Here is a 23,663-nt window from a genome sequence, read left to right as displayed (position 1 = left end):
CCTCTCAGGCTTGGAAACGACGAATGGAAAACGCTTCGATGGGTTGGCGGCTGGCGCCTGTGCAGACGATCTCTGCCAAGGCTTCACCGACGGCGGGGCCGAGCTGGAATCCGGCGCCGGCAAAGCCGAAACCGTGGAGCAGGCCAGGTTGGGTGCTGCTGGGGCCGATCACCGGTTCATGATCGGGTAAGTAACCTTCGGTGCCGCTCCAGGTACGAATCGCCTGGGCACCCTTGAGAAACGGGTACAGTTCGCCGGCATTGCGCAGAATCTCCAAAACTGCCGCTTGCCCAGGGCGCGCCGTCAGCGGGCCAAGGGCAAAACCACGGCCGCCGCCGAGGATGCAATTGCCACGGGCGACCTGGCGCGCATAAATCCCGCCGCCTTCAACGCCGGTGCTCACGTTCATCACCACTGGCAGCGGCTCGGTCACCAGCATCGCCGGGTGTGCCGAGGTAATCGGCACCGGCTCGCCAAATTGCGCGGCAACCGTACCGGCCCAGGCCCCCGCGCAGTTCAGCAACCACGGCGCGTGCAGGTGCAGGCCATTGGCGCAGCGCACCTCAAAGCACTGGCCGTCATGTTCGATCTGAGTCACTTCGGCCTGCTCGTGCACCGCCGCGCCAAGGCGCTGCGCCGCACGGGCGAAAGCGGGCGACACCAGGCGCGGGTTGGCATGCCCGTCTTCAGGGCACAGCGAGGCGCCCACCGCGATATCCCCGACCCAAGGGAAGCGAGCGCGCAGTTCGGTGTAATCCAACAACTGCAAGCCCAGGCCAAAACCACGGGTCTGTTCGGCATAGGCTTGCAGCGCGGCGAAATCCCCATGGCTGCGCGCCAGTTTCAAATGCCCGGACCGCACATACTCGCCGTCGATGCCGATCAAACCCGGCAGGTCGGCCCACAGTTCATGGGCGCGTTGTGACAGTGGCAGTTGATGCAAGGGGCGGCCCTGGCGGCGCACACCGCCGTAATTCACGCCGCTGGCGTGCGAGCCACAAAAGTCTCGCTCCACCAAGGCCACACGCTGGCCTTTTTGCGCGAGCATCAACGCCGCCGAGGCGCCGACGATACCGCCGCCCAACACAATCACATCGATCATGGCTGCACCTGCACACCAAACGGCAGCGGCTTGATCGGCGCCTGACCGCGCAGGCGGCCAACGTCTTGTATGGCGCGACCGCTGCGCTCGGCCACAATCTCTGCTGCCGCCAGGCCACACATGCGGCCCTGGCAGCGGCCCATGCCGACCCGGCAGTGGGCTTTGACCCGGTTGATTTCCCAGTGGCCTTCATCGACGACGGCGCGTACGTCGCCGACGCTGACTTCTTCGCAGCGGCACAGGATTAACTCATCCGGCGCCTGTGCAGCCCATTGCTCAGGGAAAGGGAATGCGGTTTCCAGCCCATGGCGAAAGCGCTGGATACCCGCCAGTTGCTGCTCAAGCAGCGCTGGGCGAAGCGGATCGATGGTGACGCCTGAATCTTCCAGGACCGCCAACGCCGCACGTTCACCGGCCATCTGCGCGGCATCGGCGCCCATGATCCCGGCCCCGTCGCCCGCCAGGTACACGCCGCTGACGCTGCTGCGCCCGGCACTGTCGCGTTGTGGCAGCCAGGCGCGATTCAAGCTGTTCCAGGCAAATTCACAGCCGAGCAAATCCGCCAGTTGCGTCTCGCTGCGCAGCGCATGGGCGAACGCCACGGCATCGCATTCCAATACGTGCTTATCCCAGCGGATGCCACGCACCCGTTGCTCGCCGTCGATTTGCTGGAGCGTCGCACCCTGATACACGGGAACCCCATGGGCAGTGAGCCAGGCACGGTAATAAATGCCTTTAGCCAAGGTCGCCGGTTGCCCCAGCAGCGCCGGCAAAGCACGGCACTGGGCACTGAACGGCGCGCTGTCGAGCACCGCCACCACCTTGGCCCCGGCCTTGGCGTATTGGTACGCGACCAGATACAGCAACGGCCCGCTGCCACACAACGCCACGCGCTCACCGATGGCACAGCCCTGATATTTCAACGCGATTTGCGCAGCGCCAAGGCTGTAGACACCAGGCAAGGTCCAGCCGGGCACCGGCAGAATGCGGTCGGTGGCGCCGGTGGCGACGATAATCTGCGCGTACTCCACGCTTTCGGCGTAGCCGTTAGTCAGCATATCCAGGCGACCGTCCTCGGCATTCCACACCAGGGTTTCGGGCCGGTAGTCGATCAGCGGCGCCAACTCATCCAGTGTGCGGTGTACGGCCGTAGCCTTGCCCGCCTCAAAGCCATACAGCTGCTTGGCCGAGCGCTGAAAATTAGCCGGTTGGCGCCGGTAAATCTGCCCGCCGCCGCGCAGGCTTTCATCCACCAGGCAAGGCTTGACGCCATGGTTCAGCAAGGTGCGCGCCGCGCTGATGCCCGCCGGGCCTGCGCCCACAATCACGATCGGTTTCATGCCTGACGCCCCGGATCGCGGCTGATCGCCTGGCCCTCTTGCAGCAGCGTCGAGCAAGCCCGCACACGGCGCCCATCCTCCAGCCGCACCCAGCAGTCCTGGCACGCGCCCATCAGGCAGAAACCGGCGCGGCGTTCGGCGCTGAAATCGCTGCCGCGCAGGTGCTCGGCGCAGGTCAATATGGCGGTGAGCAACGTGTCGCCCAGCAAACCGGTGGCCGGTTGCCCGTCGAGGGTGAAGGCCAGGGCAGGGCGCCGGGTTTCGGCCAAGCGTTTGAACAAGGCCATCAATGTTTCCCCACCAGTACGCGGTCCAGGCCATACACCCGGTCGAGCAGGATCATGGTGGCTGCGGTGAGTGCAATGACCAGCGCCGAGACCGCCGCCATCATCGGGTCGATGGACTCGGTAGCGTACACATACATGCGCACCGGCAGGGTTTGGGTGGCTGGCGAGCTGACAAAAATAGACAGCGTCACTTCATCGAAACTGTTGATGAACGCCAGCAACCAGCCGCCGGCCACCCCCGGCAGAATCATCGGCAAGGTGATTTGACGGAACAGCGTGAAGCGCCCGGCACCCAGGGATTCGGCGGCTTGCTCGGCACTGCGATCAATACCAATGGCCGCCGCCAACACCAGGCGCAGTACATATGGCGTGATGATCACCACGTGCGCCAGCATCAGCCAGGTGAAGCTGCCATTCACGCCCATCAGCGCAAATAGACGCAGCATCGCCACGCCCAGCACCAGGTGCGGGATGATGATGGGCGACAGGAACAGCGCGCTGAAAAAGTTGCGGCCTGGGAACTGATAGCGGCTGATCGCCAAGGCGGCGGGCACTGCAATCAACGTGGCCAATGTGGCGGCGGTAAACGCCAGGATCAGGCTGTTGTAGAACGCCTGGATAAAGTCGGCACGCTCGAACACCGCGCGAAACCAGCGCAGCGAGAATCCCGAGGTGGGCAGGCTCAAGGTGTTTTCCGGGGTGAAGGCCACCAGGCACACCACCACCAGCGGCGCCATCATGAACAGCACCACCACACCATGAAAACCGAGGGCCAAAGGACCGTTTCTGGACATGCGCTTAAACCCCCAGGGACTTTTTGTAGCGGCCTTCGACCATGCGGTTCCAGCTCAGCATGATCAGTAAATTGACCAACAGCAGCACCACCGCAATGGTCGCGCCCATGGGCCAGTTGAGTTCCGAGAGGTACTGGTCGTAGACCACGGTGGCGACCATTTTCAGGCGGCGCCCGCCGAGCAGGCCGGGGATCGCAAAGGAACTGGCGGCCAGGCCGAACACGATCAAGGTGCCGGACAGCACGCCGGGCATCACTTGCGGCAACACGATCTTGCGCATCACCGTGGCCTGGCTGGCGCCCAGCGACAACGCCGCCTGTTCCGCCGACGGGTCGAGCTTCTGCAGCGAGGTCCACACCGGGATGATCATGAACGGCAGCATCACGTGCACCAGGGCGATCACCACGGCGAATGGCGTGTACAGCAGCTTCACCGGGCGCCCGCCGAGGAATTGGATGACCTGGTTGACCAACCCATCGGCGCCGAGCAACAAGCTCCAGCCGAAGGCGCGCACCACCACCGAGATCAGCAGCGGCGTGAGGATCACAATCAAAAAGATCGAGCGCCACGGCGTGCCCATGCGGCTGAGGATGTAGGCTTCGGGTACGCCGATCACCACGCACAGCAGAGTCACCAGGGCGCTGATCCAGAAGGTGCGCCAGAAGATCTCGTAGAAGTACGCATCGCTGAACAGCGACAGGTAATGGGCGAAGGTCCACTCATCGGCCTTCACGCCCACCTGGTAGTCGAACACGTTGAACGACAGCACCAGGGTCATGCACAGCGGCAGGATCAGCAGGCCGCTGAACAGCAGCAGGGCCGGCAACGACAACAGATAACCACGGCTCATGCGCGCACCTCATCGGTCGCCAGCACGCGCAGCAATTCGGCATGCCAGTCCAGGCCCACCGCCGCGCCGCAACCGAGCGGCGCGCTGCCGTCGTTGCTGCGTACCACGGTGATTTCGCCCAGAGACGTTTGGATGCGGTAGAGCCACTGGCTGCCGAAGAAATAACTGTCGAGAACCTTGCCTTGCAGGCGGCCTGCACCTGCATCCACCAGCTGGATTTTTTCCGGGCGCAGGCTCAGGACCAGTTCGCCTTTGCCGCCGACAAGACGCACTTGCGCAGTGCCGAATTCGTCATAGTCACCGGCCAGCAGGTTGGCCTTGCCGACAAAGTCCGAGATAAACCGCGTACGTGGGTGTTCGTAAAGTTTGTAGGGCGCGTCGATCTGGGTCACGCGCCCGGCCTGCATCACCACCACGCGGTCGCTGATCGACAGCGCCTCGGCCTGGTCGTGGGTGACCATCAAGGTGGTGATGCCCACGGCGCACTGGATGCGGCGGATTTCAAACTGCATTTCTTCGCGCAGGTTGGCATCGAGGTTGGACAGTGGCTCATCGAGCAGCAGCACGGGCGGCTCGATCACCAGCGCACGCGCCAGGGCCACACGTTGGCGCTGGCCGCCGGACAATTCACGCGGGTAGCGCTCGGCGTGCGGGGCCAGGCGCACCAGTTCCAGCACGGTTTTGACTTTGCTGGCGATTTCGGCGGCCGGCACTTTGCGCATCTGCAGGCCGAAGGCCACGTTGTCACGCACGCTCATGTGCGGGAACAGCGCGTAGCTCTGGAACACCACGCCCAAGCCACGGCTGGCGGGTTTGGCGTGGGTGATGTCGCGGCCGTCGAGCAGGATCTGCCCGCCGCTCACGTCCACAAAGCCGGCGATCATTTGCAGGGTGGTGGTCTTGCCGCAACCTGATGGGCCGAGCAGGGAGACGAACTCGCCTTTTTCCACTGCAAGGTCGGTGGCGACCACAGCGTCGACGGCGCCGTAGCGTTTGCTCAAGGCGTTGAGTTGGAGAAAAGCCATGTCTGCGTTCCACCTTTTTTGAGTCGCGTCGAAACGCGCTTTTTTGTTTTGGGCAGATGCGAAAAGAGTGTTGCGGGTGCGTTGGCGCTCGATCTCACGTCGGCTGCTCGTTGTTGTTCATTTCGCCCCTGTGGACGCAGATTAGGACGAAGACTAGGATGGGCGGAAGATGGAATTTCACTGAACGGACTATTATTTTCAATTTTATTCATTCACCAGAATGTATGCCGAGATTAAGTGTTATGAATTCCACTGAGCGGAATGAAAACGGTAAGGAAGTCGGCGCTGGGAGCGTCTCTCGGCTGTTTGCGTTATTGCGCACGTTGGGCGAAGTGCCCGAAGGCGGTGAGCGCGTGACTCAGCTCGCGCAGCAAGTCGGGCTGTCGCAACCCACCACGCACCGGCTGCTACGTAGCCTGATGGAGGAGGGCATGGTTGAGCAGGATGCGCGCAGTAAGCGCTATCGCCTGAGCCTGGAGTTCTTCGCCCTGGCGGCCAACGCGGGTAAGACTGGTAATTTGCGCGATCTGGTGCGCCCGAGCATGTTGCGCCTGAGTGCTTCATTGGGCGATTCGCTGTTTTTGCTGGCGCGCAGCGGCTTTGATGCGATCTGCCTGGATCGCAGCGAAGGGCCGTATCCGATTCGCACCTTCACTGGCGATATCGGCGGGCGCGTGGCGCTCGGCGTGGGGCAGGGCAGCCTGGCGATTCTGGCGTTCTTGCCGGAGGAGGAGCGTGAGACGGTGATTCGCTACAACCTGCCACGCCTCAAGGATTTTCACCTGTATGACGAGGTGTTGTTGCGCTCCGAGGTCGAGAATGTGCGGCGTCTGGGTTATGCGGCGCGTAACACCGGCGTGCTCGAAGGCATGGCCGGGTTGGCGGTGCCGATTCTGAATCGCGACGGGCACGCGGTGGCGGCGCTGAGTGTGGCGACCATCAGTGACCGCTTGGGGCCGAGTCGGTTGCCGATGGTGGTGGAGTTGCTCAAGCGCGAAGCGGCGGCGATCGGGCCACGGATCAACCCGTTTGATCCGACGTTGCGTCGGCCGTCGCAGACCTTTGGTGGCTAGCTCATCTCAACCCGATGAGTATCAGCTTTTCTGTGGGAGATGGCTTGCCTGCGATGGCGGGCTTTCGGTGTACATATCCGTTGCTGCGGTAACGGCTGCCTATGGTTCCGCTCTTACAGCCATGCCTTTCAAGGTCTATGTTTAAGAGTCCGTTTAACGTCATGTTTAGGCCTGTTTATCCGCCTTGGCAGCCTTAAGCACCCGAGCTGTTGAGACATGCGCCCGTGCCGCCTTACCTTCCAGCCACTCCTTGGGTTTAGCGACTTTGGCGCCGCGAGGGCTCTTTGCGACGGACTTGGGTTTGATCAACCTCGCCAGGGCCAGTAATCGCTCTGCCAGCCCTTGCGAGGTCTTTTCAAGGGGGAAATTTTCCGCAGGCAATGCGATCTGCAAACCTTGATAATCACTGCGAACATGCACCGCCAAGTGGAAAATCGAAGCTTCCCAACCCTCTGGCTGTGTTTCCCGGTGCGCCTGCTCAACACTACGTTTGAGAACCGATAAAACGTTGTAAGCCAGCACCGCCGAGGCAAAGCCCAGCAGCGCGGCTTTCGGGCTGCCAAAGCTTGTGATTTCACTCTCCAGTACCGATTCAAGGCGTTGGAACATGCCTTCAATACTCCAGCGACGACGGTACAAATCAGCTATCTGTTGAGCACTGATGGTGTCGGGCAAATTGCTCCAGAACCACATCACCACATCACCTGAGTCATTCGCTGTTTGCAGGCTCAATTCAACGCGTCTCCAGCGGCGGCCACTGGTCACTTCGATGATTTGTTCGCGAACGGTGCCGCTATCGACTGCTCCTGAATCTTGCCACTCACTTTCTTGGACGAGTCGTGGATGTTTGCTGGGTTGGCGAACGATGAACGAAGCCCCCGTGTCCTCGCAGGCTTGCAAGACGGGCAGCGTGCAATAGAGCCGGTCAGCCATCCACAACTGGCCCGCGCATGCGCGGGCCAGTAGCGGTAAAACACTGACTCGCTCACTGGCGTAGGCATCTTCCCACGGCTGAAGATCAACGACTAAATCCAGATCCGGATCGTAGGCAACTACTGAAAATCCTGGGCGTGCTGCGCCGCGCTCATTGCGCAGAGCACCTAGACGTTTTTCAGTGGCCGGCAGATGGTTGCCATCAACAATACGCAACTGCCAACCGGGAAGGATCGATGAATGGCCAAGCGTTTCTACGGTCGGTATCAAACGCTCGGCACTGCCCGAAATGAGGGCGCGCAGAAGCTCGGGTTCGGTTCGCTTGATCTTGTCATAGAGGGCTGCAAGGCTGACCGAAAGGCCCTCCATCTTGCGCGCCGCCGCGTGTAATGACGGCCTCAAGCCCAATGAAACAAGGGACATCAGCTCAACAACGGTTGAAAACAAAAGCTCACGGGAGTACTGACGCTGGCGATGATCATCGAACACCTTGTCTACCCACTTGGCATCTACGGCCTGCTCCAAGACCAGCTTGGTCATGACACTGGCTGGTGCTTGTTTTTCAAACCGTTCTAAAACCTTTTCCCACATAGCTTCGTCGTCCTGACTGAATTGATTAGGGGATTTTAAACCAAGACCTTGAAAGGCATGGCTCTTACAGCGGGTCACTTTTGCAAGGACGTGTACGGACCGAACACATGGTTGACGGGGCGATTTCAGATCAAGATCAAGAGCGCAGATCAAAAGACCGCTGACTACGTCATTGAAAAGGATGTAAGAGCCGGAGCAACAGCAACAGCAGTGCCATACTCGGTCAAAGGTGGGAGCTGGCTTGCCTGCGATGGCATCAACTTGGTGTACCTGATGCACCGAGGTGTCTGCATCGCAGGCAAGCCAGCTCCCACAGAAAAGCAGATCCCAGGTGTATGCAAATCCGCTTTTCGCTTTTGATCTAACCACTCAGGTCGGCTTTCAGGCCGCCGTGCTCTGCTTTTGATCTTGCTTTTGATCTGAGGCGCCCCGTCAACCACGATGGCCGGAGTGAGGGCACACCGAGCCTAAGCGAGGTGCCGAGTGGTGGGGCGAAGACCTTTTGGTTACTTTTGGCTGGGCCGGCATTCCGGGCGTTTGCCAAAAGTGACCCGCTGTAAGAGCCATGCCTTTCAAGGTCTATGTTTAAGAGTCCGTTTAACGTCATGTTTAGGCCTGTTTATCCGCCTTGGCAGCCTTAAGCACCCGAGCTGTTGAGACATGCGCCCGTGCCGCCTTACCTTCCAGCCACTCCTTGGGTTTAGCGACTTTGGCGCCGCGAGGGCTCTTTGCGACGGACTTGGGTTTGATCAACCTCGCCAGGGCCAGTAATCGCTCTGCCAGCCCTTGCGAGGTCTTTTCAAGGGGGAAATTTTCCGCAGGCAATGCGATCTGCAAACCTTGATAATCACTGCGAACATGCACCGCCAAGTGGAAAATCGAAGCTTCCCAACCCTCTGGCTGTGTTTCCCGGTGCGCCTGCTCAACACTACGTTTGAGAACCGATAAAACGTTGTAAGCCAGCACCGCCGAGGCAAAGCCCAGCAGCGCGGCTTTCGGGCTGCCAAAGCTTGTGATTTCACTCTCCAGTACCGATTCAAGGCGTTGGAACATGCCTTCAATACTCCAGCGACGACGGTACAAATCAGCTATCTGTTGAGCACTGATGGTGTCGGGCAAATTGCTCCAGAACCACATCACCACATCACCTGAGTCATTCGCTGTTTGCAGGCTCAATTCAACGCGTCTCCAGCGGCGGCCACTGGTCACTTCGATGATTTGTTCGCGAACGGTGCCGCTATCGACTGCTCCTGAATCTTGCCACTCACTTTCTTGGACGAGTCGTGGATGTTTGCTGGGTTGGCGAACGATGAACGAAGCCCCCGTGTCCTCGCAGGCTTGCAAGACGGGCAGCGTGCAATAGAGCCGGTCAGCCATCCACAACTGGCCCGCGCATGCGCGGGTCAGTAGCGGTAAAACACTGACTCGCTCACTGGCGTAGGCATCTTCCCACGGCTGAAGATCAACGACTAAATCCAGATCCGGATCGTAGGCAACTACTGAAAATCCTGGGCGTGCTGCGCCGCGCTCATTGCGCAGAGCACCTAGACGTTTTTCAGTGGCCGGCAGATGGTTGCCATCAACAATACGCAACTGCCAACCGGGAAGGATCGATGAATGGCCAAGCGTTTCTACGGTCGGTATCAAACGCTCGGCACTGCCCGAAATGAGGGCGCGCAGAAGCTCGGGTTCGGTTCGCTTGATCTTGTCATAGAGGGCTGCAAGGCTGACCGAAAGGCCCTCCATCTTGCGCGCCGCCGCGTGTAATGACGGCCTCAAGCCCAATGAAACAAGGGACATCAGCTCAACAACGGTTGAAAACAAAAGCTCACGGGAGTACTGACGCTGGCGATGATCATCGAACACCTTGTCTACCCACTTGGCATCTACGGCCTGCTCCAAGACCAGCTTGGTCATGACACTGGCTGGTGCTTGTTTTTCAAACCGTTCTAAAACCTTTTCCCACATAGCTTCGTCGTCCTGACTGAATTGATTAGGGGATTTTAAACCAAGACCTTGAAAGGCATGGCTGTAAGAGCGGAGCCCTACTCAGCCGTTACCGCAGCAACGGATATGTACACCGACACACCGACACACCGACAAACCACCACAACACGCAAGCCAGCTCCCACCTGTTCAGATCGCAGCTAACGCAACTGAAGTGGCGGCCGTGCGGGTTTCTACGCCGAGCTTCACATACACATGCTCCAGGTGTTTGTTCACGGTGCGCGGGCTCAACCCCAGGATATCGCCAATATCCCGATTGGTTTTCCCGCACGCCACCCATCGCAGTACCTCCACCTCACGTTCGGTCAACTGAAACCTGGCCGATAACAGCCTCTGCGCCGGTGCGTCCTCCAGGGTCAACACACTCGGTTGCGTCGCCGCGCGTGCCGACAGCAGGATGCGCGACGTACGCAAATGCGCCGCCACCCGCGCCAGCACTTCATCGGTCTGGATCGGCTTGGTCACGTAATCACTGCCGCCCACCTCAAAGCCCTGCACCACATGTTTGCTGTCGGTCAACCCGGTCATGAACACCACCGGGATGTCCGCGCTTTCGGGTTGCGCCTTGAGCCGACGGCAGGTTTCAAAGCCATCCAGGCCGGGCATCATCGCGTCCAGCAATATCAGGTCCGGCCGCCTGCGTTGCACGCGGTTCAAGGCGCTGAGGCCGTCGAGGGCCACCAGCACCATGTAGCCGGCGTCGTCGAGGGCGCCCGAGAGCATGGCGAGGTTGTCCGGGGTGTCGTCGACGATCAGCACCACGCCGGGTTCAGTGTTGCGGGTGGGCGCATTCATCTTCGGCCTCCTTAAGCGTTCGGTTGAGTTCATCCAGGCGGAAACCCTTGAGCAAACCACGCACTTTGCTGATGAAGGGTTCCGCATCCGGGTTGCGTGCCAAAATAGTGTCGAGTTTTTCGTGCAGGCCGCGCACATAGCCGATGGCGCTGAGTTCGGCGAGCACGGCGAGGTCTTCGGGGCTGGGCAGCACGCTGTGCCGTGCGGGAGCCGTGAAGGTTTTGGTGCGGCGCAGCCATTGCAGGTCCAGGTGCTGTTGCAGGCTCCCGAGCAGCTCCGGGGTGCGCACCGGTTTGGCCAGGTAGTCGTTGCACGCAGCGGCAATACTGCGTTCACGGTCGTCGGTAAAGGCGTTGGCCGAGATCACGATAATCGGCGCGGTGGACAGGGCATTGCGGCGGATCAAGCGGCTGGTCTCATAACCATCCAGGGTCGGCATCGACAGGTCCATCAGGATCAGGTCCGGCGCCATTAACGCCACCTGGCGGATCGCATCCTGGCCATTGCTTGCCTGGATCACTTCAAAGCCCAAGGGCGTGAGCAGGCCGCTGAGCACTTTGCGATGGTCCACATGGTCGTCCACCACCAGGATGCGTCGGCGTGCGCCCTGATAACCGACAATGTCATGCTCCACATGCACCACCGCTTGCGGGGCGCGTACCTGGGACAGAAACAGGCGCACCTGAAAGCAGGTGCCCTTGTCCCGTTCGCTGGTCACACGCAGCTCGCCGCCCATCAGCGCGGTGAGCATGCGCGTGATGGTCAGCCCCAGGCCCACGCCCTTGTCCTGGCGCATCAGGTCGCCGCGTTCGAACGGCTGGAAGATCCGTTCGATCTGCTCCGGGTCAATGCCGATGCCGGTGTCGATTATTTCGAAGTTGGCGGTTTCGCGCATGTAGCTGACCCGCAGGCACACTTCGCCGCTGTCGGTGAAATTCACGGCGTTGCCGAGCAGGTTGATCAGGATCTGCCGCACGCGTTTTTCATCACCGCGCACTACGGCTGGGATCTTGCCCACGCAGTCCAGGCGAAAACCCAGGCCTTTGTCCTGGGCCTGCGGCGTGAACATCTGTTCCAAGTCATGGATCAGCTCGGGGAAGGGGATTTCGGTGAGTTCCAGACGCAGCTTGCCGGCCTCGATCTTGGCCACATCCAGCAAGCCATCGATCAGCGACACCAGGTGCGAACCGCTGCGCAGGATGGTTGCCAGGGCGTCCTGGTGCTGTTCGGGCATGGCCGGGTCGCGCTGCAGAATCTGGGTGAAGCCTAGGATGCTATTGAGCGGTGTGCGCAGTTCGTGGGACAAGCCGGTGACGTAGCGACTCTTGGCCGCGTTGGCGGCTTCCGAGGCTTCCTTGGCCTGTTGCAGCGCCTGGTCGGTGAGGCTGTGGGCGTCAATTTCGTGCATCAACAGCAGGGTCTGGCGGTCGGATTCTTCCTGGGCGACGCGCCGGCTTTCGCGGGTCAACACCACCCACCAGGCGAGCACCGCAGCCAATACCGACAGGGTCAGGAAAGCCTTGAAGAAGGCTTGGTAAAGGGTTTCCGAATGCGGCAAACCCTGGGCGGCTTGCACGTAGATCAACGCCAGTGCCCCGGCGAGCATCAGCACCAGCGCCAGCAACAACCCCAGATAATGCGCCAACCTCGTGTGCAAACGCGGCATCAAGGTGTTGGGCAGCAACCCGCGCAACAGGCTTTCAAACTGGTTGGCCAGCCGCCCATGGGGTTTGCAGCGGTCACCGCAGCGCGCATCCAGCGAGCAGCATAACGAGCAGATTGGCGTGCTGTAGGCTGGACAGAACGCCATGTCGGCCGTTTCGAACGGGTTGCTGCACAGGCCGCAGACCGCGTGGGTTGCAGGCGCTACCGGGTGAATCAAATGCACAGGGCTGGTACGCGCGATGTAGTACTTGCCGCGCGTCAACCACGCCAACAGCGGCGCCATCACCAGCGCCGTGCCCAGTGCCACGAACGGCGGCGCAGCCTCGGCCAGCGCGCCGAACAGGCCGAAGTGGGCGAGGATCGACAGCAGCGACGCGATCAACATCGAGCCGACGCCCACCGGGTTGATATCGTAGAGGTGCGCGCGCTTGAACTCGATGTGTTTGGGCGACAGGCCCAGCGGCTTGTTGATCACCAGGTCCGCCACCAGCGTACCGATCCAGGCAATCGCGATATTGGCATACAGTCCCAGCACCTGATCGATCACATCGAACACGCCCAGCTCCATCAGCATCAGCGCGATGGCCACGTTAAACACCAGCCACACCACGCGGCCGGGGTGGCTGTGGGTGACGCGGGCGAAGAAGTTCGACCAGGCCAGGGAGCCGGCGTAGGCGTTGGTCAGGTTGATTTTCATCTGCGAGATGAACACGAACAGCACCATCGCCCCGAGCGCCCATTCCGGCGAGCTGAACACGTAGCGGAACGCGACCAGGTACATCTGGGTCGGCTCGGCGGCGCGCTCCATGGGGATTTCATGTTGCAGGGCCAAAAACGCCAGGAACGCGCCGGCGAACATTTTCAATGCGCCGGGGATGATCCAGCCCGGGCCGGCGCAGAGCAGGGCGGCCCACCAGCGCTTGCGGTTGGCGGCGGTTTTTTCCGGCAGGAAGCGCAGGTAGTCGACCTGTTCACCGATTTGGGTGACCAGTGACAGCGCCACGGTGCAGGCGGCGCAGAACGCCAACAGGTTAAAACTGCCGCCATCGCCACTGCGCCCGACGAAGCTGGTCCAGTCGCTGAACGCATCGGGGTTATTCCACCACACGAAGCCGTAGGGCAGCACCAGCAACAGTAGCCAGATTGGCTGCGTCCACAGTTGCAGGCGGCTGATCAGGGTGACGCCATAGGCCACCAGCGGAATCACCAGCAGCGAGCAGATCACGTAGGCGATGGCCAGCGGAATATGAAAATACAGCTCCAGCGCCAGAGCCATGATCGCCGCTTCCAGGGCGAAGAACAGGAAGGTGAAACTGGCGTAGATCAGCGAGGTGATGGTCGAACCGATATAGCCGAAGCCGGCGCCTCGGGTCAGCAGGTCCATGTCCACGCCGTAGCGCGCTGCGTAATAACTGATCGGCAGGCCCGTCAGGAAAATCACCAGGCTGATGGTGAGGATCGCCCAGAAGGTGTTGGTGAAACCGTAACTCAAGGACAGCACACCGCCGATGGCTTCAAGCGCCAGGAACGACACCGCCCCCAGGGCCGTGTTGGCGATGCGCAGTTCCGACCATTTGCGAAACGACTTGGGCGTGTAGCGCAGGGCATAGTCTTCCATGGTCTCGTCGGCGACCCACGTGTTGTAGTCGCGGCGGATCTTGATGATGCGCTGGGTGCCGGAAGGAGGGTGCACGGTGGGAGGCTCCGGGAAGAGGTCGGGTATGGATGAGCAAGTTCCATGCCCCGCTTCAAAATGTGGGAGCTTGCTTGCCTGCGATGGCGCTGGGTCAGCCACTGCAGAGGTGACTGCTTAGACCGCTATCGCAGGCAAGCCAGCTCCCACATTGATTTACGGTGGCTGGGCGGGCGCGATCCTGCCCTGAAAAGGTGCGCAGCGGCATACGTCAAATGACGTACCCCGTTACGTCAGGCTGCGTATACCCGTGCTGGCTGCCTGCCGCCATGCTGAACCCCTCATTGCAGAGGAGTCGCCCCATGGCATCACGATTGATTCGCTCCACACCGCTGTTGGCCTTGTCCTTACTGGCGGCCGCTCTGTTCAGCCAGGGCGTGCTGGCCGATAACGAAGGCCTGGCCGTGACCCCCACCGAAGTCACCGTCGGCCAGTTGCACTCGGCCACCGGCACCATGGCGATTTCCGAGACCGGCTCGATCCAGGCCGAGCGCCTGGCCATCGAGCAGATCAACGCCTCGGGCGGGATCCTGGGACGCCAGATCAAGGTGATCCAGGAAGACGGCGCCTCTGACTGGCCGACCTTCGCGGAAAAAGCCAAGAAGCTGTTGGTCAACGACAAGGTCGCCGCCGTGTTCGGCTGCTGGACCTCGGCCTCACGCAAAGCCGTGTTGCCGATCTTCGAGAAAGAAAACGGCTTGCTCTACTACCCGACCTTCTACGAAGGCCTGGAACAGTCGAAAAATGTGATCTACACCGGCCAGGAAGCGACCCAGCAGATCCTTGCCAGCCTCGATTGGATCGCCAAGACCAAAGGCGCCAAGACGTTCTACCTGGTCGGCTCTGACTACATCTGGCCGCGCACCTCGATGAAGATCGCGCGCAAGCACATTGAAAACGTATTGCACGGCACTGTGGTTGGCGAAGACTACTACCCGCTGGGTAACACCCAATTTGGTTCGCTGATCAACAAGGTCAAGCTGAAGAAGCCTGACGTGGTCTTCGCGGCGGTCGTGGGCGGTTCCAACGTGGCGTTCTACAAACAGCTCAACGCGGCGGGTGTGAACTCATCCAAGCAAACCCTGCTGACCCTGTCGGTCACCGAAGACGAACTGCTGGGTATCGGCGGCGAAAACATGGCCGGTTTCTATGCCTCGATGAAGTACTTCCAGAGCCTGGACAACCCTAACAACAAGGCCTTCGTTGCGGCCTTCAAGGCCAAATACGGCAAGGACGCGGTGATCGGCGACGTAACCCAGGCCGCCTACCTTGGACCGTGGTTGTGGAAAGCGGCGGTGGAAAAGGCTGGCAGTTTCGACGTGGATAAAGTCGTCGCTGCAAGCCCTGGCATCGAGCTGAAAAACGCGCCGGAAGGCTACGTGAAGATCCACGAAAACCACCACCTGTGGAGCAAGTCGCGCATCGGTGAAGTGCAGCCTGATGGGCAGTTCAAGGTGATCTACGAGTCGGATCTGATCGAACCGAACCCGTTCCCCAAGGGCTATCAATAAGTTTTAAGCACACACAGATCCAACTGTGGGAACTGGCCTTGTGTGGGAGCTGGCTTGCCTGCGATGCAGGCGACTCGGTCTTGCAGCCGAGGTGATGCCATCGCAGGCAAGCCAGCTCTCACATAAATCAACAGCAGATTGCATTTCAACCTCCCGCTCAGGAGACCATCATCATGGAATGGCTATCGGAATTTGGGGCCATCGCGGCAATGCAGGGGTTCAACGGTTTGTCCGTGTTCTGCGTGCTGTTGCTGATGGCATTGGGGCTGGCGATCATCTTTGGTCAGATGGGCGTGATCAATATGGCCCACGGTGAGTTTTTGACCATTGGCGCCTACACCACCTACGTGTGTTCCAGCCTGACCGCGCACTTTGCGCCGAGCTTTCAACCCTATTACTTCTTCATCGCCATCGCCCTGTCATTCCTGGTGGCCGGCGCCGTCGGCTGGCTGGTGGAGTGGGCGATGATCAGCCGCCTCTACAAACGCCCGCTGGACACCTTGCTTGCCACCTGGGGCTTGTCGCTGGTGATGCAGCAAACCTTCCGCTCGGTGTTCGGCGCCCGTGAAGTCAGCGCCGAACCGCCCGCGTGGTTGATGGGCTCGGTGAACTTCACCGATGCCATCGAAATTCCGCGTAACGGCCTGTTCATGATGGGCCTGACCTTGCTGCTGACCGCTGCGATATTTTTGATGCTGTACCGCTCGCGCTGGGGCTTGCAGGTGCGCGCCACGGTGCAGAACCGCTTGATGAGCCGCGCGGTGGGCATCAACACGCGCAAGGTCGACCGCATGACCTTCGCCCTCGGCTGTGGCGTCGCGGGCGTGGCCGGCGCAGCGTTCACCACCATCGGTTCCACTGGCCCGACGGCGGGTTCGCAGTACATCGTCGACACTTTTTTGGTGGTGGTCTTCGGCGGCGCGCAAAGCCTGTTCGGCACCATCGCTTCGGCGTTCGTGATCGCCCAGACCCAATCGCTGTCGGAGTTTTTCCTTAGCGGCTCGATGGCCAAGGTGCTGACCTTGTCGTCGGTGATTCTGATCCTGATGCTGCGCCCGCAAGGGTTGTTCTCCATCAAAGTGCGCAAGTAGAGGCGAGCAGATGAAGGCTTTAGACAAGCTGCTGGGCGGCCAGCAAAACCTGATCGGCATTGTGCTGTTGGCGCTGCTGATATTGGTGGTATTCCCCCTGACGCTCGATGCGTTTCGCCTGAACATGGTCGGCAAGTACCTGACTTACGCGTTCGTCGCTGTCGGGCTGGTGCTGTGCTGGGGTTATGGCGGCATACTCAGTTTGGGCCAAGGCGTGTTTTTCGGGGTTGGCGGCTACTGCATGGCGATGTTTCTCAAGCTTGAAGCGTCTGACCCCGAGAGCACTAAAATCCAGTCCACACCGGGCATTCCGGATTTTATGGACTGGAACCAGATTACCGAACTGCCCTGGCTGTGGCAGCCGTTCCACAGCTTCAGCTTTACCCTGGTGGCGGTGATTGCGGTGCCGGTGCTGCTGGCGTTTGTGATCGGCATGGCGCTGTTCAAACGGCGTGTGGGCGATGTGTATTTCTCCATCGTCACCCAGGCGATTGCGCTGATCCTTACGGTGCTGATCGTCGGCCAGCAAGGCCTCACCGGCGGCGTCAACGGCATCACCGACCTCAAGACTCTGCTCGGCTGGGACCTGCGCACCGACAGCGCGAAGCTGATTTTGTACTTCATCAACGCCGGTTTGCTGTTTGGCTGCATCTTTATCGGCCGATTTATCCTCGCCTCCAAGCTCGGCCGGCTGCTGATGGCCATGCGCGACAAGGAAGAGCGTGTGCGTTTTTCCGGCTATGACGTGGCCAGTTTCAAGATCTTTGTGTTCTGCGTGGCGGCTGCATTTTCGGCAATTGGCGGGGCGATGTTTGCCTTGCAGGTGGGCTTTATGTCGCCTTCGTTTGTGGGCATCGTGCCGTCGATCGAGATGGTGATTTTCGCCGCGGTCGGCGGGCGCATGTCGCTGCTCGGCGCGGTGTATGGCGCGCTGCTGGTGAACTACGGCAAGACCTACTTTTCCGAGTCCTTCCCGGAGTTGTGGCTGTACCTGATGGGCGGGCTGTTTATTGCCGTGGTCATGTACTTTCCCAACGGCTTGGCCGGCTTGTGGGAAAGCCATGGGCGTCAGGCCCTGGCGCGGTTACTGAGGCGCAAACCGGTGGTGAAAACCTCAACGCCAGCTCCCACCCCAGCCTCAACTTCAGCCAACGCCCCAGCCAACCCCGAGATCCTGGAGACCCAGCCATGACTGCCGTTGGCTTTGAAATGAAAAAGCCGGTGCTGGCCATCGAAGGCCTCACCGTGTCGTTCGACGGCTTCAAGGCGGTCGACAACCTCAACCTGTATATCGACCGCAATGAAGTGCGCGTGGTGATCGGTCCCAACGGCGCCGGCAAGACCACGGTGCTTGACCTGATCTGCGGCAAGACCCGCGCCACCAGCGGCAGTATCCAGTTCGATGGCCAGGAACTGACCAAGATGCGTGAGTACAACATCGTACGCGCAGGCGTGGGGCGCAAATTCCAGAACCCGTCGATCTACGAAAACCTCACGGTGTTCGAGAACCTTGAGATGTCGTACCCGGCGGGGCGCAAGGTGTGGGGTGCGCTGTTTTTCAAGCGCAGCGCCCAAGTGGTTGCGCGGGTGGAAGAGGTGGCCAGGGAGATCTTCCTCGGCGACTTGCTGCAACAACAGGCCGACCTGTTGTCCCACGGGCAAAAGCAGTGGCTGGAAATCGGCATGCTGTTGATGCAAGACCCCGAGCTGCTGATGCTCGACGAGCCGGTGGCGGGCATGAGCGTCAATGAGCGCGCGCAGACGGCTGATTTGCTCAAGCGCATCAGCCAGGGCCGTTCGGTGCTGGTGATCGAGCACGACATGGAGTTCGTCAAAAGCATCGCCCACAAAGTCACGGTGCTGCACCAGGGCAAGGTGCTGGCCGAGGGCAGCATGGAGTCGGTGCAAAGCAACCCTAAAGTCATCGAAGTGTATTTGGGCCACTGAGGAGTTCGGCATGTTCAAGATCGACCAGTTGTCCTGCGGCTACGGCCAGAGCCAGATCCTTCATGACTTGGACCTCAACGTGGCCAAGCGCGAAATCGTCGCGGTGATGGGGCGCAATGGCATGGGCAAGACCACCTTGTTCAAGAGCCTGATGGGGATTTTGCCGCAGTGGAAAGGCCAGGTCAGTGTGGACGGGCACGATGTGTCGGCGCTGGAAACCCATGAGCGGGTGGAGCGCGGCATTGCCTATGTGCCCCAGGGCCGCATGATTTTCCCGAGTATGACCGTGCTGGAAAATATCCAGACCGGCTTGCCCGCGTCTGCGCGGGGCAAAGTGCCGGAGGATTTGTATGCGCTGTTTCCGGTGCTGCATGACATGCAGTCACGCAAGGGCGGCAACCTTTCCGGCGGCCAGCAACAGCAGTTGGCGATTGCCCGTGCATTGGCGACCAACCCCAAGGTGTTGTTGCTCGATGAGCCGACCGAAGGCATCCAACCGTCAATCATCAAGGACATTGCGCGCACGCTGAAGGAGATTCGCAACCTGCGGGATTTGACCATTGTGGTGTCCGAGCAAGTGCTGTCGTTTACCCTGGAAATTGCCGACCGGTTTCTGGTGATCGAGAAGGGCCGCTTCGTGATCGAAGAGACCCGCGACCGGGTGGATGAGGCGACCATCAGCCGCTACCTGTCCGTCTAAACAACACATGGCTTAATTGTGGGAGCTGGCTTGCCTGCGATAGCGGTCTATCAGTCACAGAAATGTTGACTGGACAACCGCTATCGCAGGCAAGCCAGCTCCCACTTTTTTGCGTGCGTGTCATACGTCATCCAACGTATTCCCCGTTTTACCTGGCTCGTCGAGACTGGATTCAACGCTTCACCCCATCCGTCCAGGAGCCAGTCCATGACCGAAACGCTGATCAAAGTCGACCTCAACCAACCTGTCACCGAGAACGAGCAGATCCATAACCGCTGGCACCCGGATATTCCGATGGCCTGTTGGGTCAAGCCCGGCGACGACTTCATCCTGGAAACCTATGACTGGACCGCCGGCGCGATCAAGAACAACGACGACGCCAGTGACGTGCGCGATGTGGACCTGTCCACCGTGCATTACCTGTCCGGCCCGGTGGGCGTGCACGGTGCCGAGCCGGGCGACTTGCTGGTGGTGGATTTGCTTGATATCGGCGCCAAGGCCGATTCGCAGTGGGGCTTCAACGGGTTTTTCTCACGCCAGAATGGCGGTGGTTTTCTCACCGATCACTTTCCCAGCGCACAAAAAGCCATCTGGGATTTCAAGGGCATGTTCACCAGCTCCCGGCATATCCCTGGAGTTAATTTCGCCGGTTTGATCCACCCAGGGTTGATCGGCTGCCTGCCCGATCCGGTGATGCTTGCCGACTGGAACCGCCGCGAACAGGAGTTGATCGACACCAACCCCACCCGCGTGCCGCCGCTGGCCAACGCGCCGCTGGCTGCGACTGCGCACATGGGCAAACTCAAGGGCCAGGCCCGCGACGATGCCGCCGCCACTGGCGCACGCACCGTGCCGCCGCGTGAGCATGGCGGTAACTGCGACATCAAGGATTTGTCCCGTGGCTCGAAGATCTTCTTTCCGGTCTATGTCAACGGCGCCGGTTTGTCGGTAGGCGATTTGCACTTCAGTCAGGGCGACGGCGAAATCACCTTTTGCGGCGCCATCGAAATGGCCGGCTGGGTGCATATGAAGGTCGAGCTGATCAAGGGCGGCATGGCCAAATACGGGATCAAGAACCCGGTGTTCAAACCGAGCCCGATCACACCGAACTACAAGAACTACCTGATCTTCGAAGGCATCTCGGTGGACGAGCAGGGGCAGCAGCATTATCTGGATGTCAATGTCGCTTACCGTCAGGCGTGCCTGAACGCGATCAACTACCTGACCAAGTTCGGTTACTCGCCGGCCCAGGGCTATGCGTTGCTCGGTTCGGCGCCGGTGCAAGGGCATATCAGCGGCGTGGTAGACATTCCCAACGCCTGCGCCACCTTGTGGCTGCCGACGGAGATCTTCGAGTTCGATATCAACCCCAACGCCAACGGCCCAACCCAATTCCTTGACGGCAGTATCGACCTGCCCATCGCCCCGGACCTGTAGCCATGCCGACCTACGAATATGCCTGCCAGACGTGTGGCACCTTCACTTTGCTACGCCCGATCGCCCAGCGCAATGAGCCCAGCCAGTGCCCGCTCTGCGACGGCCCGGGAGGGCAGCTCATGGTATCGGCCCCGGCGCTGCAAACGCTGTCAGCCAACCAGCGCAAGGCCATCGCCGGCAACGAACGCAGTGCCCATGCGCCGCAGACCGTCGGTGAATATCAGGAAAGTCGCAGGCATCCGGCGGGGTGCAGTTGCTGTGGTACCAGTAAAAAAGTCGAGCCGAGCAAGACCAACCCCTTGGGCCTCAAGACCAAAACTGGGCCACGGCCGTGGATGATCAGCCACTAGATCCCAATGCAAGATAGTTAATGAGCGAATTGTTGTTGTTGTTGTTGTTGTTGTTGTTGTTGTTGTTGTTGTTGTGGCGAGCAGGCTTGCCCTGCGTTGGGCTGCGCAGCAGCCCCAAAACCAAGCACTGAGTTCTTGCAGGAAAAAACCGGCGCCTTTACTGGGGCTGCTTCGCAGCCCAACGCAGGGCAAGCCTGCTCGCCACAAGGGAACGTGGCGGCACACCTATGAACTTAATCAGGAGTGTTGTTATGCGTCATGGCGATATTTCCAGCAGCCCCGACACCGTCGGTGTCGCGGTGGTCAACTACAAAATGCCGCGCCTGCACAGCAAGGCCGACGTCATCGAGAATGCCAAAAAGATTGCCGAGATTATCGTGGGCATGAAGCAGGGCCTGCCGGGCATGGACCTGGTGGTGTTCCCGGAATACAGCACCATGGGCATCATGTACGACCACGACGAGATGATGGCGACCGCCGCGAGTATTCCCGGCGAGGAAACCGCGATTTTTTCCAGCGCCTGCCGCCAGGCGAACACCTGGGGCGTGTTTTCTCTCACGGGTGAGCGGCACGAAGAACATCCACACAAGGCGCCGTACAACACACTGGTGTTGATCAACAACCTCGGTGAAATCGTGCAGCGCTATCGCAAGTGCATTCCCTGGTGCCCCATCGAGGGTTGGTATCCCGGCGACCGCACCTATGTGTGTGACGGGCCGAAAGGCATGCAGATCAGCCTGATCATCTGCGATGACGGCAACTACCCGGAGATCTGGCGCGATTGCGCGATGAAAGGCGCCGAATTGATCGTGCGCTGCCAGGGCTATATGTACCCGGCCAAGGAGCAGCAGGTGCAGATGTCCAAGAGCATGGCCTGGGCCAATAACTGCTATGTGGCCGTGGCGAATGCCGCGGGCTTTGACGGGGTGTATTCGTACTTTGGCCATTCGGCGATCATCGGTTTTGATGGGCGCACATTGGGCGAGTGTGGCGAAGAAGAAATGGGCATCCAGTATGCGCAATTGTCGGTTTCGCAGATCCGCGATGCGCGGGCCAATGACCAGTCGCAGAACCATCTGTTCAAGTTGCTGCATCGCGGCTACACCGGCATGCATGCCTCGGGAGATGGCGACAAAGGCGTGGCGGACTGCCCGTTCGAGTTCTACCGCACCTGGGTGCTGGACGCGCAAAAGGCCCAAGAGAATGTCGAGGCATTTACCCGCAGTACCGTCGGTGTCGCCGAATGCCCGGTGGGGCAGTTGCCCCATGGTGGCAAACAAAAGACCGCGGACTAAACCTGGCGAAACACACCTTCTGTGGCGAGGGAGCTTGCTCCCGCCGGGCTGCGCAGCGGCCCCAAAATCTAAGGAGCGCTGCGCACTGGAGCGCCAGCCCGATCCAGCGCCCTCGCCACAGGTTATTCACTGTCCTTTTGATTATAGGGTGAGGCATGCGGTTTACCTTTGAACCGGCCCAGGTCATGGCCTTGCTGCGCAGCCGTATCGTCGGCCAGGACGCAGCCTTGGCCCAGGTGGAAGGGCTGCTAAAAGTGGTCAAGGCCGATATCGGTGAGCGCGATCGGCCACTGAGCGTCAACCTGTTCATGGGGCCGACCGGCGTCGGCAAAACCGAAATTGTGCGCCTGTTGGCCCAGGCGCTGCACGGTCGCACCGACGGTTTTTGCCGCATTGATATGCACACGCTGGCCCAGGAGCATTACGCCGCCGCGCTTACCGGCGCGCCACCGGGGTATGTGGGCAGCAAAGAAGGCATCAGCCTGTTCAACAGTGAATTGATCCAGGGCACCTACAGTCGTCCCGGCATTGTGCTGTTCGATGAACTGGAGAAAGCCAGCCAGGAGGTGGTGCGCAGCTTGCTGGGTATTCTCGAAAATGGCCAACTGACCCTGGCCGGTGGCACGCGCACGTTGGACTTTCGCAACAGTTTGATCTTCATGACCAGCAATGTCGGCGCGCAACAGGCGCGCCGGCATCGGCAGCGGTTTGGCCAGGGTTGGCGGCGCTGGATACGCGCCTTGGTGCGGGGCGAGGCAGCAGTGTTGGAAGAGGCGCTGCACGCGCACTTCGAGCCGGAGTTTCTCAATCGCATTGACCGCATCTTGATGTTCGAACCCATCGACAGTCAGTGGCTTAACGCGCTGCTGGAGGTGGAACTGGGTAAGCTCAACCAGCGCTTGGCAGCGCAACAACGGTCATTGCATGTGGATGTGCAGGCGAGGGCGTGGCTGTGTCGTCGGCACGATGTGCGCTTTGGTGCGCGGGCGCTGGGCCGACGCCTGCGGGTGGAGCTGGAACCGGCGATTGCTGAATGCCTGCTGCGCGAACCCTCAGTGCAAGCGATGCGGGTGACCCTGCGCGGCGAGCAGTTGGAGGTCTCACCGCAATAGCTTGCGAATTATAAAATTATCGCTAATATGACCCGGGTAAAACAAATAACATCCGGGTAATAAGC

The 23,663-nt window shown here is 60.3% G+C and carries 20 protein-coding genes; 10 read left to right on the top strand and 10 right to left on the bottom strand.

The window, feature by feature from the left end; genetic code table 11:
* Positions 1–4: 4 nt before the first annotated feature.
* Genes ACQY47_RS01975 through ACQY47_RS01950 form a run of 6 tightly spaced genes read right to left on the bottom strand, consistent with a single transcriptional unit; the run spans position 5 to position 5,398 of the window.
* On the bottom strand, positions 5–1,102 hold the full coding sequence (locus ACQY47_RS01975) for an NAD(P)/FAD-dependent oxidoreductase (protein ID WP_428555122.1): 1,098 nt from the start codon (positions 1,100–1,102) through the stop codon (positions 5–7).
* Positions 1,099–2,442, bottom strand: coding sequence for an FAD-dependent oxidoreductase (locus ACQY47_RS01970; RefSeq protein ID WP_428555119.1), 1,344 nt, complete (start codon positions 2,440–2,442; stop codon positions 1,099–1,101). Before ACQY47_RS01970 ends, ACQY47_RS01975 begins: the two co-directional genes overlap by 4 nt.
* Positions 2,439–2,729, bottom strand: a complete 291-nt coding sequence (locus ACQY47_RS01965) for a (2Fe-2S)-binding protein (protein ID WP_017139603.1) — start codon at positions 2,727–2,729, stop codon at positions 2,439–2,441. The genes ACQY47_RS01970 and ACQY47_RS01965 overlap by 4 nt, the downstream gene beginning before the upstream one ends.
* Positions 2,729–3,523 (bottom strand): ABC transporter permease, encoded by a 795-nt coding sequence (locus ACQY47_RS01960; protein WP_017139602.1) that lies wholly within the window; start codon positions 3,521–3,523, stop codon positions 2,729–2,731. The genes ACQY47_RS01965 and ACQY47_RS01960 overlap by 1 nt, the downstream gene beginning before the upstream one ends.
* 4 nt (positions 3,524–3,527) lie before the next feature.
* Positions 3,528–4,373 carry an ABC transporter permease gene (locus ACQY47_RS01955; protein WP_236373133.1) on the bottom strand — a complete coding sequence of 282 codons (846 nt, stop codon included), beginning with the start codon at positions 4,371–4,373 and terminating at the stop codon, positions 3,528–3,530.
* Positions 4,370–5,398 (bottom strand): ABC transporter ATP-binding protein, encoded by a 1,029-nt coding sequence (locus tag ACQY47_RS01950; RefSeq protein WP_428555114.1) that lies wholly within the window; start codon positions 5,396–5,398, stop codon positions 4,370–4,372. Before ACQY47_RS01950 ends, ACQY47_RS01955 begins: the two co-directional genes overlap by 4 nt.
* A gap of 242 nt (positions 5,399–5,640) precedes the next feature.
* Here ACQY47_RS01950 and ACQY47_RS01945 point away from each other — a divergent pair, with 242 nt between their 5' ends.
* Positions 5,641–6,471 carry an IclR family transcriptional regulator gene (locus ACQY47_RS01945; RefSeq protein WP_017139599.1) on the top strand — a complete coding sequence of 277 codons (831 nt, stop codon included), beginning with the start codon at positions 5,641–5,643 and terminating at the stop codon, positions 6,469–6,471.
* 165 nt (positions 6,472–6,636) lie between these two features.
* Here the strand turns inward: ACQY47_RS01945 and ACQY47_RS01940 are convergent, their stop codons facing one another.
* The 4 genes from ACQY47_RS01940 to ACQY47_RS01925 all read right to left on the bottom strand — a co-directional run bounded on the left by ACQY47_RS01940 (position 6,637) and on the right by ACQY47_RS01925 (position 14,155).
* Complete coding sequence (locus tag ACQY47_RS01940) at positions 6,637–7,944, bottom strand: IS4 family transposase (protein WP_170040993.1); 1,308 nt, start codon at positions 7,942–7,944, stop codon at positions 6,637–6,639.
* Positions 7,945–8,604: 660 nt separating this feature from the next.
* On the bottom strand, positions 8,605–9,912 hold the full coding sequence (locus ACQY47_RS01935; RefSeq protein ID WP_428557409.1) for an IS4 family transposase: 1,308 nt from the start codon (positions 9,910–9,912) through the stop codon (positions 8,605–8,607).
* 219 nt (positions 9,913–10,131) lie between these two features.
* Positions 10,132–10,797: a response regulator gene (locus ACQY47_RS01930; protein ID WP_428555110.1), complete on the bottom strand. Its 666-nt coding sequence runs from the start codon at positions 10,795–10,797 to the stop codon at positions 10,132–10,134.
* Positions 10,772–14,155: an ATP-binding protein gene (locus ACQY47_RS01925; RefSeq protein ID WP_428555107.1), complete on the bottom strand. Its 3,384-nt coding sequence runs from the start codon at positions 14,153–14,155 to the stop codon at positions 10,772–10,774. Before ACQY47_RS01925 ends, ACQY47_RS01930 begins: the two co-directional genes overlap by 26 nt.
* 302 nt (positions 14,156–14,457) lie before the next feature.
* Between ACQY47_RS01925 and urtA the strand changes: the two genes are divergently transcribed.
* The 9 genes from urtA to ACQY47_RS01880 all read left to right on the top strand — a co-directional run bounded on the left by urtA (position 14,458) and on the right by ACQY47_RS01880 (position 23,598).
* The gene (gene urtA / locus ACQY47_RS01920; protein WP_138815129.1) at positions 14,458–15,666 is read left to right on the top strand and encodes an urea ABC transporter substrate-binding protein; all 1,209 of its coding nucleotides are present in this window, start codon (positions 14,458–14,460) and stop codon (positions 15,664–15,666) included.
* 173 nt (positions 15,667–15,839) lie between these two features.
* The gene (urtB, locus tag ACQY47_RS01915; protein WP_428555103.1) at positions 15,840–16,757 is read left to right on the top strand and encodes an urea ABC transporter permease subunit UrtB; all 918 of its coding nucleotides are present in this window, start codon (positions 15,840–15,842) and stop codon (positions 16,755–16,757) included.
* 10 nt (positions 16,758–16,767) lie between these two features.
* Positions 16,768–17,949, top strand: coding sequence for an urea ABC transporter permease subunit UrtC (gene urtC, locus ACQY47_RS01910; RefSeq protein WP_428555100.1), 1,182 nt, complete (start codon positions 16,768–16,770; stop codon positions 17,947–17,949).
* Entirely contained in the window at positions 17,946–18,704 is a 759-nt protein-coding gene (urtD, locus tag ACQY47_RS01905; protein ID WP_428555097.1) for an urea ABC transporter ATP-binding protein UrtD, read from the top strand. Before urtC ends, urtD begins: the two co-directional genes overlap by 4 nt.
* A 10-nt stretch (positions 18,705–18,714) precedes the next feature.
* Positions 18,715–19,404: an urea ABC transporter ATP-binding subunit UrtE gene (urtE, locus tag ACQY47_RS01900; protein WP_138815132.1), complete on the top strand. Its 690-nt coding sequence runs from the start codon at positions 18,715–18,717 to the stop codon at positions 19,402–19,404.
* 207 nt (positions 19,405–19,611) lie between these two features.
* Positions 19,612–20,841 (top strand): formamidase, encoded by a 1,230-nt coding sequence (fmdA, locus tag ACQY47_RS01895; RefSeq protein ID WP_428555094.1) that lies wholly within the window; start codon positions 19,612–19,614, stop codon positions 20,839–20,841.
* 2 nt (positions 20,842–20,843) lie between these two features.
* The gene (locus ACQY47_RS01890; RefSeq protein ID WP_428555091.1) at positions 20,844–21,191 is read left to right on the top strand and encodes an FmdB family zinc ribbon protein; all 348 of its coding nucleotides are present in this window, start codon (positions 20,844–20,846) and stop codon (positions 21,189–21,191) included.
* Between the two features lie 251 nt (positions 21,192–21,442).
* A complete protein-coding gene (locus ACQY47_RS01885; protein WP_428555088.1) occupies positions 21,443–22,486 on the top strand; it encodes an aliphatic amidase in 1,044 nt (347 codons plus the stop codon).
* 155 nt (positions 22,487–22,641) lie between these two features.
* The gene (locus tag ACQY47_RS01880) at positions 22,642–23,598 is read left to right on the top strand and encodes an AAA family ATPase (RefSeq protein WP_428555085.1); all 957 of its coding nucleotides are present in this window, start codon (positions 22,642–22,644) and stop codon (positions 23,596–23,598) included.
* The last annotated feature ends 65 nt before the right edge of the window (positions 23,599–23,663 follow it).

It is taken from the genome of Pseudomonas edaphica, from assembly GCF_965277385.1.
Lineage (GTDB): Bacteria > Pseudomonadota > Gammaproteobacteria > Pseudomonadales > Pseudomonadaceae > Aquipseudomonas > Aquipseudomonas edaphica.
Note: the sequence above shows the minus strand (reverse complement) of the source record. Positions and strands in the feature narration are given on the sequence as shown.